The organism is Pseudomonas paeninsulae, from assembly GCF_035621475.1.
Taxonomy (GTDB): Bacteria; Pseudomonadota; Gammaproteobacteria; order Pseudomonadales; family Pseudomonadaceae; genus Aquipseudomonas; species Aquipseudomonas paeninsulae.
Genome location: NZ_CP141799.1, coordinates 4,570,455 through 4,587,999 on the forward strand (window position 1 = coordinate 4,570,455; position 17,545 = coordinate 4,587,999).

At 63.1% G+C, this 17,545-nt stretch carries 12 protein-coding genes; 4 read left to right on the forward strand and 8 right to left on the reverse strand.

Translation table 11 applies throughout. The features are described 5' to 3' along the window. Nucleotide 1: 1 nt before the first annotated feature. From waaC to glnE, 4 genes are all read right to left on the reverse strand, one after another. Nucleotides 2–1,003 (reverse strand): lipopolysaccharide heptosyltransferase I, encoded by a 1,002-nt coding sequence (waaC, locus tag VCJ09_RS21060; RefSeq protein ID WP_324734706.1) that lies wholly within the window; start codon nucleotides 1,001–1,003, stop codon nucleotides 2–4. 266 nt (nucleotides 1,004–1,269) lie between these two features. Further along, nucleotides 1,270–2,310, reverse strand: a complete 1,041-nt coding sequence (gene waaF / locus VCJ09_RS21065) for a lipopolysaccharide heptosyltransferase II (protein ID WP_324731986.1) — start codon at nucleotides 2,308–2,310, stop codon at nucleotides 1,270–1,272. Nucleotides 2,311–2,391: 81 nt separating this feature from the next. After that, nucleotides 2,392–3,315 (reverse strand): branched-chain amino acid transaminase, encoded by a 924-nt coding sequence (locus tag VCJ09_RS21070; RefSeq protein WP_324731987.1) that lies wholly within the window; start codon nucleotides 3,313–3,315, stop codon nucleotides 2,392–2,394. Between the two features lie 71 nt (nucleotides 3,316–3,386). Continuing rightward, a complete protein-coding gene (gene glnE / locus VCJ09_RS21075; protein ID WP_324731988.1) occupies nucleotides 3,387–6,332 on the reverse strand; it encodes a bifunctional [glutamate--ammonia ligase]-adenylyl-L-tyrosine phosphorylase/[glutamate--ammonia-ligase] adenylyltransferase in 2,946 nt (981 codons plus the stop codon). Nucleotides 6,333–6,600: 268 nt separating this feature from the next. On the opposite strand from glnE, the gene aceE reads away from it, so the two are divergent. Both aceE and aceF read left to right on the forward strand, forming a co-directional pair. Then, on the forward strand, nucleotides 6,601–9,246 hold the full coding sequence (gene aceE, locus VCJ09_RS21080; RefSeq protein WP_324731989.1) for a pyruvate dehydrogenase (acetyl-transferring), homodimeric type: 2,646 nt from the start codon (nucleotides 6,601–6,603) through the stop codon (nucleotides 9,244–9,246). A gap of 156 nt (nucleotides 9,247–9,402) precedes the next feature. Next, nucleotides 9,403–11,073: a dihydrolipoyllysine-residue acetyltransferase gene (aceF, locus tag VCJ09_RS21085; protein WP_324731990.1), complete on the forward strand. Its 1,671-nt coding sequence runs from the start codon at nucleotides 9,403–9,405 to the stop codon at nucleotides 11,071–11,073. Between the two features lie 216 nt (nucleotides 11,074–11,289). On the opposite strand, the gene VCJ09_RS21090 is transcribed toward aceF, so the two are convergent. The 3 genes from VCJ09_RS21090 to VCJ09_RS21100 all read right to left on the reverse strand — a co-directional run bounded on the left by VCJ09_RS21090 (nucleotide 11,290) and on the right by VCJ09_RS21100 (nucleotide 12,314). Continuing rightward, nucleotides 11,290–11,463, reverse strand: a complete 174-nt coding sequence (locus VCJ09_RS21090; protein ID WP_324731991.1) for a DUF3775 domain-containing protein — start codon at nucleotides 11,461–11,463, stop codon at nucleotides 11,290–11,292. Between the two features lie 9 nt (nucleotides 11,464–11,472). Next, entirely contained in the window at nucleotides 11,473–11,607 is a 135-nt protein-coding gene (locus VCJ09_RS21095; RefSeq protein WP_324731992.1) for a hypothetical protein, read from the reverse strand. A 179-nt stretch (nucleotides 11,608–11,786) separates the two neighbouring features. Then, a complete protein-coding gene (locus tag VCJ09_RS21100) occupies nucleotides 11,787–12,314 on the reverse strand; it encodes a hypothetical protein (RefSeq protein ID WP_324731993.1) in 528 nt (175 codons plus the stop codon). Nucleotides 12,315–12,391: 77 nt separating this feature from the next. On the opposite strand from VCJ09_RS21100, the gene VCJ09_RS21105 reads away from it, so the two are divergent. Both VCJ09_RS21105 and msrA read left to right on the forward strand, forming a co-directional pair. Next, the gene (locus VCJ09_RS21105; protein WP_324731994.1) at nucleotides 12,392–15,016 is read left to right on the forward strand and encodes a putative bifunctional diguanylate cyclase/phosphodiesterase; all 2,625 of its coding nucleotides are present in this window, start codon (nucleotides 12,392–12,394) and stop codon (nucleotides 15,014–15,016) included. An 87-nt stretch (nucleotides 15,017–15,103) separates the two neighbouring features. Then, on the forward strand, nucleotides 15,104–15,751 hold the full coding sequence (msrA, locus tag VCJ09_RS21110; RefSeq protein ID WP_324731995.1) for a peptide-methionine (S)-S-oxide reductase MsrA: 648 nt from the start codon (nucleotides 15,104–15,106) through the stop codon (nucleotides 15,749–15,751). Between the two features lie 87 nt (nucleotides 15,752–15,838). Here the strand turns inward: msrA and VCJ09_RS21115 are convergent, their stop codons facing one another. Next, nucleotides 15,839–17,488, reverse strand: coding sequence for a phytoene desaturase family protein (locus tag VCJ09_RS21115; RefSeq protein WP_324731996.1), 1,650 nt, complete (start codon nucleotides 17,486–17,488; stop codon nucleotides 15,839–15,841). Nucleotides 17,489–17,545: the final 57 nt, after the last annotated feature.

Below are 17,545 nucleotides of genomic sequence, written 5' to 3' on the forward strand. Positions count from 1 at the left end.
ATCAGACGGCTTCCTCAGCCAGCAACAACGCCTGCAACTCGCTGACCACCCGCTCCGGCAACAGCGTCTCGAAACAGGGCGTGTTGCGGTCGCCCGAACCGGCACCCGGGCCCGTGGCGCACAGGTGTATCTGGGAACGGCCATAGGCACCCACCCGCCCCGGCAAGGTCGGCCCGTAGAGCGAGAGGGTCGGCACATCCAGGGCCGCGGCCAGGTGACCGAGCCCGGTGTCGACCGCCACGCAAGCGCTGGCACCGGCGATGACCTTGGCCACGCCGGCCAGATTCAATTTTGGCAGCAACGCGGCATTCTCCAGGCCGGCGACGATGCGCTCGGCGCGCGCCTTCTCGACCTCATTGCCCCACGGCAGACGCACCACCCAGCCGAGCGCGCTCATGCGTTCGGCCAGTTCGCGCCAGCAGGCTTCTGGCCAATGCTTGCTCGGCCAGGTGGTGCCGTGCAGGAACAGCAGATACGGCTGCTCCACCGCACCGGCCATGCTTGCGCGATTCAGCCCATAGTCGCCAATACCCGCTGGCAGCGGATAGCCCAGCGCCTGGGCGAACAACTGACGCACCCGCTCCAGCGCGTGCTGCTCGCGCGGCACGCTGTAACGGCGGTCATAGAAGCGGCTGGCCAGCGGCTCGCGTGCGGAGTCCGGCGCCAAGCCCGCCACCGGCGCCTTGACGTAACGGCTCAGCCAGGCACTTTTCAGCAAGCCCTGAGCATCGATCACCAGGTCGTAACGGGTTTCGCCCAGACGCGCCTTGAAGCGGCGCCACTCGCCGCTTTTCAGGGTCTGCCAGAGGTGCTTGCGCCAGCGACGGATCGCCACGGGGATCACCTGGGCCACCGCGGGGTGCCAAACGGGAATCTCGGCGAAGCCCTCTTCCACCACCCAGTCGAACTGGATACCGGGTATCGCTCGCGCCGCGTCGGTGAGTGCCGGCAAGGTATGGATGACATCGCCGAGCGAGGACGTCTTGATCAACAGAACCCGCACAGAGGTCGTGCTCACTGTAAATGACATGCCGCGTTGGCGCTGTGAGTGCGCCAGGCTAGGCGCGGGACACAGGCGATGGTCATTCCCTCGGCAAGTCCCGCAACAACGCATGGCACACTCACAGCACCAACCCATAGGGCCGCGCCCCGGAAAGCGCAATCCGGCGTCATTCGTCGTTCATTTGGAGCAACCAAACTTCTCTCCTCATTCCTAGTCTTGCGCTTTCCGGGACAGCGGCGCGGCGCGTCATTTACAGTGAGCACGACCTACACCTCAACCGGCTCGATCGGATCGGCCACCAGGCGATCCAGCGCCTGCAGCACCGGCCGCGCTGGCAACTCGCGCAGACAGTTGTAGTGACCGAAGCGGCAGGTGCGGTCGAAGCAGGGACTGCATTCGATGCCCAGCCGGACGATCTCCACCTGCTCGGCCAGCGGCGGGGTGAACTGCGGCGAAGTGGAGCCGTAGACCGCCACCAGTGGACGATTGAGCGCGGCGGCCACATGCATCAAGCCCGAGTCGTTGGAGACCACGGCACCAGCACAGGACAGCAGGTCGATGGCTTCGGCCAGGCTGGTCTCGCCGGCCAGATTCACCGCTTCTTCGCGCAGCCCGGGAATCAGCCGCAGGCGGATTTCTTCACCCACCGGGTGATCGTTCTTCGAGCCGAACAGCCAGACCTGCCAGCCGGTACGGATCTTCGCCTCGGCGACCTGGGCGTAATGCTCGCTCGGCCAGCGCTTGGCTTCGCCGAACTCGGCCCCGGGGCAGAGCGCTAGCACCGGCCGGTCCAGGCTCAGGCCGAACTTGGCCAGCGCCGCCGCACGACTGCCTTCGTCGATGTGCAGGGACGGCCGCGGATAAGGCTTGGGCAGTTCATCGCCAGGTTCAAAGGCGAGCGCCATAAAGCGCTCGATCATCAGCGGGTAGCGTTGTTTATCCAGGACGCGCACATCGTTGAGCAGGCCATAGCGCATCTCGCCTTTCCAGCCGGTGCGCTTGCCGATACCGGCAAAGAACGGCACCAGCGCTGACTTCAGCGAATTGGGCAGCAGAATCGCCTGATCGTACTGACCCGCCAGGGATTTGCCGATCTTGCGTCGGGTCGCCAGTTGCAACACGCCATGGCCGAGCGGGAAGCTCAGGGCCTGACGCACTTCGGGCATGCGCTCGAGAATCGGCCGGCTCCACTCGGGCGCCAGCACGTCGATCGCGCAACCAGGATGACGCTGTTGCAGGCACTGGAACAGCGTCTGCGCCATCACCATGTCACCGACCCAGCTGGGGCCGACAATCAGAATATTCATAGGGCAGCCTCGAGCCGCAAGCTACAAGGCGCAAGCTAAAGCAGCCGGAGCGCTTGCAGCTTGCTACTTGCGGCTTGCTGCTTATTTAACCAGCGTGCGCCATTCGGCATGGTTGCTGGTCTTGCCGGCCACCAGGTCGAAATAGGCTTTTTGCAGTTTCTCGGTCACCGGGCCACGGCGGCCGGCGCCGATCTGCCGGTCATCGACTTCACGGATCGGCGTGACTTCGGCGGCGGTGCCGGTGAAGAAGGCCTCGTCGGCGATGTACACCTCGTCGCGGGTGATGCGCTTCTCGATCACCTGGATGCCCAGCTCGTCGGCCAGGGTCAGAATGGTGTTGCGGGTGATGCCGTTGAGGCAGGAAGTTACTTCCGGGGTGTAGACCACGCCATTTCTGACCAGGAAGATGTTCTCGCCCGAGCCTTCGGCCACATAGCCTTCGGTATCCAGCAGCATGGCCTCGTCGGCGCCGCCGGAGATGGCTTCCTGCAGGGCCAGCATCGAGTTGATGTAGTTGCCGTTGGCCTTGGCCCGAGTCATCGAGATGTTGACGTGGTGGCGGGTAAAGGAGCTGGTGCGCACCTTGATCCCGACCTGCAGGGCTTCGTCGCCCATGTAGGCGCCCCAACTCCAGGCGGCGACTATCACATGCACCTTCAGGCCGCTGGCACGCAGGCCCATGCCTTCCGACCCGTAGAACACCATCGGGCGGATATAGGCGCTTTCCAGGTTGTTCTCGCGCACGGCGGCGCGCGTCGCCTCGCTGATCTCGTCTTTGCTGAACGGGATCTGCATATTCATGATGTGCGCCGAATCGAACAGGCGATCGGTGTGCGCCTGCAGGCGGAAGATTGCCGCGCCGTCCGGGGTGTCGTAGGCGCGCACGCCCTCGAATACGCCCATGCCGTAATGCAGGGTGTGGGTCAGCACATGAGTAGTCGCGTCACGCCACGGCACCAGTTTGCCGTCATACCAAATCACGCCATCACGATCGGCCATCGACATAGTAGCCTGCTCCTAAAATTCGTTTGCCACACACGGATCTGGCCGCCACACGCGCCCAGCCTCGGAAAATTTCAGCTCAACCCCAGCTCCCGCCAGATGCGCAGCACGCTGCGTCTTTGCTCCTGAAACTGGTCGCCACGCACCACCCCTGGCTGCTTTTGCAATGCCTGGCGATGGGCCGCCGCGCGGTAGACCTTGTAGGCCTCTTGCAGCAGACGGGCATTTTCAGCGGTCAGTAAGCCAATGCGCTCCAGACCTTCCAGAATGCGGATGTTATCGGTGAACGCCAACAGCTCGGGATATTGTCGCGACCAAGCCAAGGCCGCGTATTGCACCATAAATTCAATATCGACGATACCACCGGCATCCTGCTTGAGGTCGAACCAGATCGAGGCCTCGAAGGCATTCGCCGCGGTCCCGGCAGCCGTAGCCCGGGTGCCGAGGTTGTCGCGCATCTTCGCGCGCATCTCGCTGACCTCGGTGCGCAACAGGTCGAGGTCACGCTCACGACCGAGCACCGCCGCGCGCACCGCCTCGAATGCCTTGCCGACCCGCGGGCAACCGACCAGCACGCGGGCGCGCACCAGGGCCTGGTGCTCCCAGGTCCAGGCTTCGTTTTCCTGATAACGCTGGAAGGCGCCCAGCGAGCTGACCAACAGACCCGCCGCCCCCGAGGGGCGCAGGCGCATGTCGACTTCATAGAGCTGGCCGGAGTTGGTCTGGGTGGTCAGCAGATGGATGATGCGCTGCCCCAGGCGATTGAAAAACTGCGCGCCGTCGATCGGCTTGACGCCATTGGTCTCGCCCTGGGAATCGCCATCGTGGATAAACACCAGATCCAGGTCCGAGCCATGGCCCAGCTCGATCCCGCCGACCTTGCCGTAACCGACAATGATGAAGTCCGGGTCGCACGGGCTGCCATCGGCACGCGGCGGCACCCCATATTTACTGGTGGTCTGCCGCCAGGCCAGGGCCAGCACTTGCTCAAGGATCGCCTCGGCCAGCCAGGTCAGGTAGTCGCTGACCTTCATCAACGGCAGGCTGCCGGAGATTTCCGACGCGGCCACGCGCAAGCGGTGCGCCAGTTTGAAGTGGCGCAGCGCCTCCATCTGCTGCTCGAGATCATCCTCGGGGATGCGCATCAGCCGCTCACGCAACTCGGCGGCCAGCTCTGGCGCCAGCGGCGGCTTGAACAAGCGCCCCTCGTTGAGTAACTCGTCGAGCAATAAAGGAAAGCGGGTGATCTGTTCAGCGATCCAGGGGCTGGCGGCGCACAGGGTCAGCAGGCGCTGCAAGGCACCGGGGTTTTCCGTCAGCAGCACCAGATAGGCCGAGCGCCGCGCCACCGCCTCGATCAGCGGCAGCACCCGTTCCAGAACCAGATCGGGGCTGTCGTGCTCCACCGCCTGCGCCAGCAGCCGCGGCATGAAGGCATCCAGGCGCTCACGACCGAGACGCTGCATGGCCCGCACCTGATTACCGCTGCGCAAGTCAGCAAGGCGCCGCCATGCGGACTGCGCCTCGGCGAACCCCGCTTCGGCCAGTTGCCGGCAGGCCGCCGCCTCGTCCTGAACATCGTTCCACAGCGGCAGCCACTCACCACCGACCACCTCATCATCGGCGGTTTCGGCATCTTCATCCGGGTCGGCGATCACCTGGCGGAAATGCCAGTCGACCCGACCACGCCAGTGCATCAGTTGCTGGTGAAACGCCTGCCAGTCATCGAAGCCGAGCATAAAGGCCACGCGCGCGCGATCCTGGTCGTTATCGGGAAGCATCTGCGTCTGCCGATCGCCGATCGCCTGCAAGGCATGTTCGGTGTAACGCAGGAACTCGTAGCCCTGACGTAATTCGTCGACTGCCGCGGCCGGCAGATAGCCCTGCCCTTCAAGCGTGCCGAGCACCTGCAGCAGCGGCCGCAGCTGCAGGCTCAAGTCGCGGCCGCCGTGAATCAGCTGAAAGGCCTGGGCGATAAACTCCACCTCGCGGATGCCGCCGGCACCGAGTTTGATGTTCTCGGCCATGCCCTTGCGCCGCACTTCCTGCTGGATCAGCTGCTTCATGGTGCGCAGCGCTTCGATCGCGGAAAAGTCCAGGTAACGCCGATAGACGAATGGCCGCAACATCTCCAGCAACTGCGCTCCGGCGACCTGATCGCCGCCGACCACCCGCGCCTTGATCATGGCGTAGCGCTCCCAGTCGCGGCCCTGATCCTGGTAGTACTGTTCCAGCGCGTTGAAGCTGAACACCAGCGAACCCGAGGAGCCATAAGGGCGCAGGCGCATGTCGGTGCGGAAGACGAAGCCGTCGACGGTGATCACGTCCAGCGCCTTGATCAGGCGCTGACCGAGGCGAATGAAGAATTCCTGGTTGTCCAGCGGGCGCTTGACCCCTTCGGTTTCGCCGCCCTCCGGGTAGCCAAAGATCAGGTCGATGTCCGAAGACAGGTTCAGTTCAAAGGCGCCCAGCTTGCCCATGCCGAGCACCACCATGTGCTGCGCCTGACCACTACGCCGACCGATGGGCGTGCCGAACTGCGTGCAATGCCGAGGATAGAGCCAGTGATAGGCCAGATCGATGCAGGCGTCGGCCAGTTCCGAAAGGTCGCGACAGGTTTCGATCAGGTCGGCCTGGCGACTGATATCGCGCCAGATGATGCGCACCTGCTGGCGATTGCGAAAACGCCGCAGGCACCGGCCCAGCTCGTCTTCATCGGCGCAATCGAGCAACGCGGCCGCCAGTTGCCCACGCAATTCACCGGCCTGCAGCGAGCGCTCCAACTCGCCGGAGGCGGCCAACCCCAGGAGCATCTGCGGGTCGCGCTGGGCTTGCTCGACGACGAAGTCGCTGGCCGCCGCCACGCGCCGGAGCACCTCGCGACGCGCACTCGGCCAGGCGGCAAAATCGGCCACGGCAGCAGCGCAGCACTCGGCGAAGGCCGTCTGCAAGGACTGTTCGGCACGCAGGGCAAGGGGAGCAAGAGTGGCTGGTAAAGAAGCCAACGCGGGCAGGCTCATGGTCTATCCTTTTTGGCGGACTGCAAGTGACACGCGCAAAGCCGGAAACCCTCTTGCTTGACGCGGCGCGCGCAACAAACAGACAAATAAATTGTAGTTTTGCTACGAAAGATTGTATCCAAAGGGCTGAAATCGGCGTCGAAATGTAGTAAAACTACACAGAGCCGGTCCTATCCCCGGTGCATCCAAGAATTCACGTGCCCGCCCACAAAGCCGGTCACGAATCCTGGCCTCCGATTCTGGAAGCCTTTCCGCCCTGGAGCAACCCATGCAAGACCTCGATCCCGTCGAAACCCAGGAATGGCTGGACGCCCTTGAGTCTGTTCTTGACAAGGAAGGCGAAGACCGCGCGCATTACCTGATGACCCGCTTGGGCGAACTGGCCACCCGCAGTGGTTCCCAGTTGCCCTATGCGATCACTACGCCGTACCGCAACACCATCCCGGTAACCCACGAAGCACGCATGCCTGGCGACCTGTTCATGGAACGCCGCATTCGCTCGCTGGTACGCTGGAACGCCCTGGCCATGGTGATGCGCACCAACCTGAAAGATCCGGATCTGGGCGGCCACATCTCCAGTTTCGCCTCGTCCGCGACCCTGTATGACATCGGTTTCAACTACTTCTTCCAGGCCCCGACCGACGAGCACGGCGGCGACCTGATCTTCTTCCAGGGCCATGCCTCGCCGGGCGTCTACGCTCGCGCCTTCATGGAAGGCCGGATCAGCGAAGAGCAGCTCGACAATTTCCGCCAGGAAGTCGATGGCAAGGGCCTGTCATCCTATCCGCACCCCTGGCTGATGCCGGATTTCTGGCAGTTCCCGACTGTATCTATGGGTCTGGGCCCGATCCAGGCGATCTACCAGGCACGCTTCATGAAGTACCTGGAAGACCGTGGCTATATCCCGGCCGGCAAGCAGAAAGTCTGGTGCTTCCTCGGCGACGGCGAGTGCGACGAGCCGGAATCCCTCGGCGCCATTTCCCTGGCCGGCCGCGAGAAACTCGACAACCTGATCTTCGTCATCAACTGCAACCTGCAGCGCCTCGACGGCCCGGTGCGCGGCAACGGCAAGATCATTCAGGAACTCGAAGGCGTGTTCCGTGGCGCCCAGTGGAACGTCAACAAGGTGGTCTGGGGTCGCTTCTGGGATCCACTGCTGGCCAAGGACACCGACGGCATCCTGCAACGCCGGATGGACGAAGTGATCGACGGCGAGTACCAGAACTACAAGGCCAAAGACGGCGCCTTCGTTCGTGAGCACTTCTTCAACAGCCCCGAGCTGAAAGAGATGGTCAAAGACCTCTCCGACGACGAGATCTGGAAGCTCAACCGTGGCGGCCACGACCCGTACAAGGTCTATGCGGCCTACCATGACGCGGTCCACCACAAAGCACAGCCGACCGTGATCCTGGCCAAGACCATCAAGGGTTATGGCACCGGCGCGGGCGAAGCGAAGAACACCGCGCACAACACCAAGAAAGTCGACGTCGCCAGCCTCAAGCAGTTCCGCGACCGCTTCGACATCCCGGTCCAGGACGACCAGCTGGAGAACCTGCCGTTCTTCAAGCCGAAACCCGGCAGCGCCGAATACAAGTACCTGCACGAGCGGCGCGCCGCCCTCGGTGGTTTCGTACCGCAGCGCCGCACCAACAGTTTCAGCATCCCGACCCCGCCACTGGATACCCTCAAGGCCATCCTCGACGGCTCCGGCGACCGTGAAATCTCCACCACCATGGCCTTTGTGCGGGTACTCGCCCAGTTGCTCAAGGACAAGGAACTCGGCCAGCGCATCGTGCCGATCATTCCGGACGAGGCGCGTACCTTCGGCATGGAAGGCATGTTCCGCCAGCTCGGCATCTACTCCTCGGTCGGCCAGCTGTATGAGCCGGTGGACAAGGATCAGGTGATGTTCTACCGCGAGGACAAGAAAGGTCAGATCCTCGAGGAAGGCATCAACGAAGCCGGCGCCATGAGCTCCTTCATCGCCGCGGGCACCAGCTACAGCTGCCACAACCAGCCAATGCTGCCGTTCTACATCTTCTATTCGATGTTCGGCTTCCAGCGCATTGGCGATCTGGCCTGGGCTGCCGGCGATAGCCGCACCCGTGGCTTCCTGATCGGCGGCACCGCCGGGCGCACCACGCTCAACGGCGAAGGCCTGCAGCACGAAGACGGTCACAGCCACATCATGGCCTCGACCATTCCCAACTGCCGCACGTTCGACCCGACCTACGGCTACGAGCTGGCGGTGATCATCCGCGAAGGCACGCGGCAGATGATCGAAGAGCAGCAGAACGTCTTCTACTACATCACCGTGATGAACGAGGCGTATCAGCAGCCGGCCATGCCTAAAGGTGTCGAGGCCGGCATCGTCAAGGGCATGTACCTGCTCGAAGAGGACAAGAAGGAAGCCGCCCATCACGTGCAGCTGCTCGGCTCCGGTACCATCCTGCGCGAAGTGCGCGAGGCGGCGAAGATCCTCCGCGAGCAGTTCAACGTCGGCGCCGATGTGTGGAGCGTCACCAGCTTCAACGAACTGCGTCGCGACGGCCTGGCCGTGGAACGCAACAACCGCCTGCATCCCGAGCAGAAGCCCAAGCTGTCGTATGTCGAGCAGTGCCTGACCGGCCGCCAAGGCCCGGTCATCGCCAGCACCGACTACATGAAGCTGTTCGCCGACCAGATTCGCCAGTGGGTTCCCAGCAAGGAATACAAGGTACTGGGTACCGACGGCTTCGGGCGCAGTGACAGCCGCAAGAAGCTGCGTCACTTCTTCGAAGTGGATCGCAACTGGGTGGTCCTGGCCGCCCTCGAAGCCCTCGCCGACCGTGGTGATATCGAACCTAAAGTGGTGGCCGAGGCCATCGCCAAGTTCGGCATCAACCCGGAAAAACTCAACCCACTGGACTGTTAAGAATCTGTTCAAGAACGTCGCGAGCGTAGCTCAGGCAAGGCGAAAACAGGCGAGAACGCGGAGTTTACGAACTGTAAATGAGCAGTTCGAGCCTGTTTTCAACGCAGCATGAGCAAGCGCAGTAGTTATTGAATAGGTTCTCTAAGGAGACGCACTGTGAGCGAACTAATCCGCGTACCCGACATCGGCAGTGGTGAAGGCGAAGTCATCGAGCTGTTCGTCAAGGTCGGCGATCGCATCGAAGCCGAGCAGAGCCTGCTGACCCTCGAGTCGGACAAGGCCAGCATGGAAATCCCGGCACCGAAAGCAGGGGTAATCAAGAGCCTGAAAGTCAAACTGGGCGACCGCCTGAAAGAAGGCGACGAGTTGCTCGAGCTGGAAGTCGAAGGCGCCAGCGACGCTGCAGCGGCTCCTGCTGCTGCAGCACCCGCACCTGCCGCAGCCGCTCCGGCGCCTGCTGCGGCGCCTGCTGCGGCAGCACCAGCAGCGGAGGCACCAGCAGCGGCGGCAGAGTCGTCCGTGCAGGACATCCATGTCCCGGACATCGGCTCGGCCGGCAAGGCCAAGGTCATCGAAATCCTGGTCAAGGCCGGCGACACGGTCGAAGCCGACCAGTCGCTGATCACCCTGGAATCGGACAAGGCCAGCATGGAAATCCCCTCGCCGGTTGCCGGCGTGGTGGAAAGTGTCGAGGTCAAGCTGGACGCCGACGTCGGCACCGGCGACCTGATCCTCAAGCTGAAAGTGGCTGGAGCCGCAGCTCCTGCTGCGCCAGCGCCAACGGCAGCGCAATCGGCGGAGGTGCATAAAACCCCCGCTGGGGCCGACCCGGCGGTAGTCGCCGAAGTCAACGCCATCGCCAAGCTGTCGGCCGCCGCCGCCAGTGCTGCGGCCGCGCCTGCAGTCGCCAGCGGCAACAAGGTGCATGCCGGCCCGGCCGTGCGCCAGCTGGCCCGCGACTTTGGCGTGGAACTGTCTGCCGTACCCGGCAGCGGCCCGAAAGGCCGGATTCTCAAGGAAGACGTACAGGTTCACGTCAAGGCGATAATGCAGAAGGCCAAGGAGGCGCCCGCTGGCGCCACCGCAGGTGCGGGCATTCCGCCGATCCCGGTGGTGGATTTCAGCCGTTTCGGCGAAATCGAAGAAGTGGCCATGACCCGCCTGATGCAGGTCGGCGCCGCCAACCTGCATCGCAGCTGGCTCAATGTGCCGCACGTGACCCAGTTCGACTCGGCCGACATCACCGAGTTGGAAGCCTTCCGCGTCGCGCAGAAAGGCGTGGCCGAGAAAGCTGGGGTCAAGCTCACCGTGCTGCCACTGTTGCTCAAGGCCTGCGCCTTCCTGCTCAAGGAACTGCCGGACTTCAACAGCTCGCTGGCGCCGAGCGGCAAGGCGATCATCCGCAAGAAATACGTGAACATCGGCTTCGCCGTGGACACCCCGGATGGTCTGCTGGTCCCGGTAATCAAGAACGTCGACCAGAAGAGCCTGCTGCAGCTTGCGGCTGAGGCGGCCGCACTGGCGGAAAAAGCCCGCACCAAGAAGCTTGCCGCCGATGACATGCAGGGCGCCTGCTTCACCATCTCCAGCCTCGGCCATATTGGCGGCACCGGCTTCACGCCGATCGTCAACGCGCCGGAAGTGGCGATTCTCGGCGTGAGCAAGGCCACCATCCAGCCGGTCTGGGACGGCAAGGCCTTCCAGCCCAAGCTGATGCTGCCGCTGTCGCTGTCCTACGACCACCGGGTAATCAACGGCGCTGCTGCCGCGCGCTTTACCAAGCGCCTCGGTGATGTGCTGACAGATATCCGCACCATGCTGCTGTAAGACTTAGCGGCAACTCGCGACAACTTTCGAGCACGCCACGCTCGTACCTCGACCCCGCCCTGTTTGGCGGGGTTTTTTTTGAGTGGGCTAGAGGGGCAGGAACGGGTTTGAGAGTCGCCGAAAGCAGCTAGGCGCCACCTAACTCAGCGAGCGGTGTTCGGTTTGCCCCATGGCCGGGGTGCGGCGCAACTGCTCCTGGCGCAATTGCCGTACCTCTCACTCGCAGTCGTAACCCTGCATGGCCAGGGCTTCGCGTAGATGATCCGCGAGGAAGGGATGAGCGATCAGGTACTCGGCGGTACTTCGATTCCAGTCGTCCTGCGCCTGTTCCAACAATTCTGGCCAGCCCTCCAGCGTGCCGTCGCCACGCCCCAACCAGAGCAAGGCCACGACCTGCTGTTATTGGTCAGGCTCTAGATCATCGATGATCGACTTGAACTCGAGGAATACCTCGTCATCCGCATGGTCGGCGAGCACCTGCATCGCCCAATCGGCGCCGGGGCTGCTCAGGAATAACCACCGCCTCTTGGGCATGAAACACCTGGGCAAGGGCAATCAGTCGGCAAACAGTATCGGGATTGACGTCCAGCATCTGCATGCACGCCCACTCGGCATCCAGGGTCTGTTGAAAGCATCGCCCTGACCGACGGAGTTTTCCAGCCCAGGCTCGACCTAGAGTGAAAAGACTCCAGGCGGTACAGCGCCTCAGCCTCTTAGCCCTTCTGCACCTTGCGGATCAGAAAGCTCAGCGCCTTGGCCAGCTCGGCCGCACCCTGGTGATCGCGCACGATGGTCAGCAGCGGGCTGCCATCGACCGGGTTGTACAGCACGCAACTGATGCCGCTGGGCGGGCAGTCGTAACGGATAAACGGGTCGACCCCGAACAGCGCAATGCGCTGGTTGCGCACGGCCATGTCGCTGCCTTGCCCACGAATCTCCTCGCGCAGGATCAGCTCACCGGGCGCGCCAAGACGCCACTGGTAGAGCAGATCCTGAGGTTGCGCCTGACCCACCTGATAGCCGGCGCGCAGGGCGTAGGTGGTCAGCAGCGCATTGCTGTGCAAGAGCAGCACCTGGCGCTCGTCCTGACTCAGGTACAGGCGCTTCAAGTCGGCCAGATAACTGGCCTGTTCGGCGCTGCTCAGTCCCGCTGCTGGTTCGCTGGCCAAGGCCAGCGGCGCAACCAGGCAGCCAAGCAAGCACACGGTGTGAATTAGTTTTCTTGTCAGTCGCAAATGCATGATGCACCCTTACTCAACGCTATAGTGAAGTGGGCCTAACTCTTGCCTCAGCCAGCATACTGGAAGCCAGCCGCTTGATGAAAAGCCATCCCGATGCCGTGAGCCGGTTAGCATCCGAGGTTGTGACACAGTTACCAGTGCCGTCGAGGCTCGGCATGTTGCGCTTCGAGCGTTTGAACGAGGCCAGCTGGGCGCTGCTGTTTCTCGACCCGGCCTGCGAGCGCCAGTTCGGCATCCCCGCCAGCGAACTCTGCGCACTGATCGATGCCCCCTACGCCTGCCTGATGGAGCCCGAAGCTCGCCATCGGTTGCATGACACCATTCAGCTGCAACTGGCGCAGCAAGCGCATTATCTGGTGCATTACACCCTGCATACCGCGCACGGCCCCGTCTGCCTGATGGAAATGGGCGAGCCGTTCAAGCAACACGGCCGGCATCTGCTGCGCGGCTACCTGATAGTCACCGCTGAGACTAGCGCCCCCACCCAGCCCACGTCGAGCAGCGAGGATCAGCAGCGGCAGCAGCGCTCGCAGGCCCAGCAAAGCCTGATCGTGCGTCTGGCGCGCCAGCACTACACGACCAGCGATCCGCTGCGTGAAGCCGCCGAACTGATCACCCGCTCAGCGTGCAGCCTCTATGGCGTAGCGCGGGCGAGCATCTGGAATCTGAATGGCGCCAGCCTTGCGCCCGTGACCCTGTTTCGCCGCGATATCGACCGCCATGAACGCGCCATGCCGTTCGCAATGGGCGACTGCCCGGATTACCTGCAAGCACTGCAAAGTGGCCGGGCGATCGATGCCCACGATGCCTCGCTCGACCCGCGTACCCGTGAGCTGCGCGACAGCTACCTGCAACCCATGGGCATCACGGCCATGCTCGATGCCAGTATCCGCATCGGCGGTGAAGTGGTCGGCGTGCTGTGCCTGGAGCACACAGACTCTCGGCGCGTCTGGCAGGCCGACGAAATCGCCTTTGCCGGCGAACTGGCCGATCAGTACGCGCAAGTGCTGAGCCATCAGCAACGGCGCAGCGCTACCAGCGAGCTGCACCTGTTCAAGCGCGCGGTCGAGCAGAGCTCCAGCGCCTTTATCCTGGTCGATCGCGACGGGCTGGTGGAATACGTCAACCCGAGTTTTACCGCCATCACCCTGTACAGTTCCGACGAGGTACAAGGCCGGCGCCTGTCCGAACTGCAGGCCCTGGAAAACCTCGGCGAGCTGCTCTTCGATGCACCCACCAGCCTCTCCGAACACAACAACTGGCAAGGCGAGTTTAAAAGCCGACGCAAGAACCTTGAGCCCTACTGGGGGCAGCTGTCGATATCCAAGGTGCATGCCGATGACGGCACCCTGACCCACTACATCGGCATCTATGAAGATATCACCAAAACCAAACAGGCCCAGCAACGCATCGAGCGCCTGGCCTATAGCGATAACCTCACCGGCCTGGGTAATCGTTACGCCTTTATTCGCGCCCTGGAACACCGCTTTGCCAGCGCTGACGACAAGCCGTTCAGCCTGTTGCTGGTGGACATCGACAATTTCAAGCGGATCAACGACAGCCTCGGTCACCAGACTGGCGACAAGCTGCTCATCAGCCTGGCCCGGCGCCTGCGCAACAGCCTCACGCCGAGCGGCATACTCGCGCGCTTCGCCAGCAACGAATTCGCCATCCTGCTGGATGCCGCCGACCTGGCTGGCGCCCAACAGCTGGCCCACCAGGTGCTGCATACCCTGGACAAGCCACTGTTCGTCGACAATCAGTTGATCAGCGTCACCGGCTCGGTGGGCGTGGCCAGCACGCCAGAGCACGGGACCGATCCACAAACCCTGATGAAGCATGCCGGCCTGGCGCTGCACAAGGCCAAGGCCAACGGCAAGCACCAACTGCAGGTGTTCACCGAGGTCCTGAACGCCGAGGCCGACTACAAACTGTTCGTCGAAAACAATCTGCGCCGCGCGCTGACCCAGAACGAGCTGGAAGTGTTCTATCAACCCAAACTGTGCCTGAAGACTGGCCAGTTGACCGGCATGGAGGCGCTGCTGCGCTGGCACCATCCGGAGAAAGGCATGATTCAGCCGGACCAATTCATCGGCGTGGCCGAGGAAACCGGGCTGATCATCCCTATCGGCAAATGGGTGGTGCGCCAAGCCTGCCATATGAGCAAGCAGTTGACCGCGGCCGGCCTGGGCAACCTGCAGGTAGCGATCAACCTGTCGCCCAAGCAGTTCTCCGACCCCGATCTGGTTGGCTCGATCGCCGCGATCCTGCACGAGGAACAGCTGGCGCCAACCTTGCTGGAGCTGGAGTTGACCGAAAGCCTGCTGCTGGAGGCCACCGACGACACCCGCCACCAACTCAGCCGCCTGAAAAGCCTGGGCCTGACCCTGGCGATGGACGACTTCGGCACCGGTTATTCGTCGCTCAGCTACCTGAAGAAATACCCCATCGACGTGATCAAGATCGACCGCAGCTTCATCAAGGACATCCCGGAAAATCAGGACGACATGGAGATCACCTCGGCGGTGATCGCCATGGCGCACAAACTGAAACTCAAGGTAGTCGCCGAAGGCATCGAAACCGCCGCGCAACTGAGCTTCCTGCGGCGCCAGCACTGCGACATCGGCCAGGGCTACCTGTTCGACCGGCCGATCGCCGGGGGCGAACTGATCGCAAGACTGCAGCGCTATCCCTGCCGCTAGCCGATCATGTCGCGCCGACCACGACCGGTAACGTCGCGTCACCCGCGCGGTCTACCGATACACCCGCTTATGTTGAGGAAATCGCTCATGGTTCTGCGTTCGCAAATTCTTGCCCAGCAACTCGAACTGCCCAGTGCCGAGCAGGCTCTGCCCGGCCGCGATACGCCGCTGCCAGTGCCAGACAGCCATTACGTCAATGGCCATCCCCTGCAGGCGCCATTCCCGGCCGGCATGCAGCAAGCGGTATTCGCCCTCGGCTGTTTCTGGGGCGCCGAGCGACACTTCTGGCAGCAACCGGGGGTGTGGAGCACAGCCGTCGGCTATGCCGGCGGCCATACGCCAAACCCGACCTATGAGGAAGCCTGCTCCGGCTTGACCGGCCACACCGAAGCGGTGCTGGTGGTCTTCGACCCGCAACAGACCAGTTACGCGGCGCTGCTGAAAGCCTTCTGGGAAGCGCATAACCCGACCCAGGGCATGCGCCAGGGCAACGACACCGGCAGCCAATACCGCTCGGCGATCTACTGCTACGGCGCCGAGCAACTGGCCGCCGCCGAAGCCAGCCAGGCGCAGTTCCAAGGCGAACTGGAAAAGGCCGGCTTCGGCCCTATCACCACCGAAATCGCCGAGACACCGCCCTTCTACTATGCCGAGGCCTACCACCAGCAATACCTGGCGAAGAACCCCGGCGGCTATTGCGGCCTGGGCGGCACCGGAGTGTGCCTGCCGGGATAGCGACGTTCAGGCCAAGGATGGCGTGGAGTCCCAGTCGCAACGACGTGCAACCGCTGACCTCCAACCGCCTGACGCAGAGACACGTGCTCAGAGCGCCGGCGTCTGCTCCCCCGCCTCGGCTGTCGTCCCTGGCGTCCAGCGCTTCAACAACTGACCGACCCGGTAGCCGCGCCAGCCGAGCATGCGGGTCGCGGTCAGCACCCCGGCCATGAGAGCACCACCAACCCCGGCGGTAACGGTGTCCGCCCCGGTCAGGTAGAGGCCCTTGATCGGCGTCTGGCAGTGAATCCAGTGTTGCTCGAAACGCTGCACCGTGTGGTCGATGCCGTAAATTTCGCCCTGCTCGTTCCACTGATACCACTCGTTGGACAGCGGTGTGCCCAGCTCGCAGAAATCCAGCGCACCGCGCAGTTGCGGCTGATGACGGTAGAGTGTTTCCAGCAGGTGTTCGGTGAGCTCGGCCTTGAAGGCCTCGTACTCGGGGCCGCGCTTGCCCCAGGTGGTGCCCTTCCATTGGGCGAACCACTGCGGCTGGGTCGGCGCGACGATTTCCACCGTGGCCTTGTTCGGGTAGTGGGCATCCCAGGCCGGGTCCTTGGCAGAGGGGAAGCTGATGTAGATCAGCGGCATCGCCGGGTTCTGCCCGCTCTTGAAGCTGCTGACGTTGTAGTCGTGATCGTGGCTCGGGTAGACCCAGTAGTTGGTCTTCGGCAGGTGCAGGTCGGCGGCGCTGCCCTTGAATCCGGCGTACAGACAGAGGGTGGCCGCTGACAGCTCGACCTTCGGCAGGTGGTTCAGCAGGCCATGCTCGCTCGCCACCTGCGGCTCGATCAGACGAGTATAGGTGGGCACCAGGCCGGCGCAGCTGACAATCAGCGGGGCACGCAATTCGAAGCCGTCCTTCTGCATGCGCACACCGACCGCGCGGCCATTCTCGACCAGGATCTTGTCGACCCCGGCATAGGTGAATACGTGGCCACCGGCGGCTTCGATGACCGGAATGATGGTTGCGGAAATCTTCGTGGCTCCGCCCACCGGGTAGTTGCCGCCGGTGATGTAGTGCTTGGCGACCATGGCGTGCATGACGAACGCCGCCTCCGCCGGTGGCAGCCCGTAGTCGCCCCACTGGGCGGTGAGCACGCCGATCAGTTCCTGGTTCTGGGTCAGGCCTTCAAGCACTTCGCGGGTGGTCTTGAACATGTAGTCGGGCAGCCACAGACGGCGCAGTTTGCCGTAGAGCATGCCCAGCGAGCGTGGCAGGGCCTGGCCGGCAAAGAAGCGCGGGACCTTGGCACTGACCTCGCTGAGCAGGTCGACATAACGGTCGAGCACCGCCGCTTCATCGGGGAAGTGGCGCTGCATCTCCGCCTTGAATTCCTCGCGCCCGGCCACGTAGTCATAGGTCTTGTCGCCGATCACGATGCGATCGTAATGCGCATCCATCGACGCCCATTCGAGGTTGCCATCGCTGATCACATCGAACACCCGGCGGATCGCCGACCAGGGTTTGTGCACCTCACCGATGTAATGCACGCCTACGTCCCACTCGTAGCCTGCACGTTCGTAGCTGTGGGTGTAGCCGCCGGCGGTGTAGTGCTGCTCAAGCACGCAGACACGCTTGCCGAGCTTGGCCAGCAACGCGGCGGTGGTCAGGCCACCAATACCGGAGCCGATGATGATGGCGTCGTAGTCGTTACTGACCAGGCGCGGGCGGAAGCGGGTACCGGTGCGTTTCATGGGAAGCCCTTGCGTTTTTGTTATGCAATTTTTTGCATACTAAGCAGGCTCTCCGCC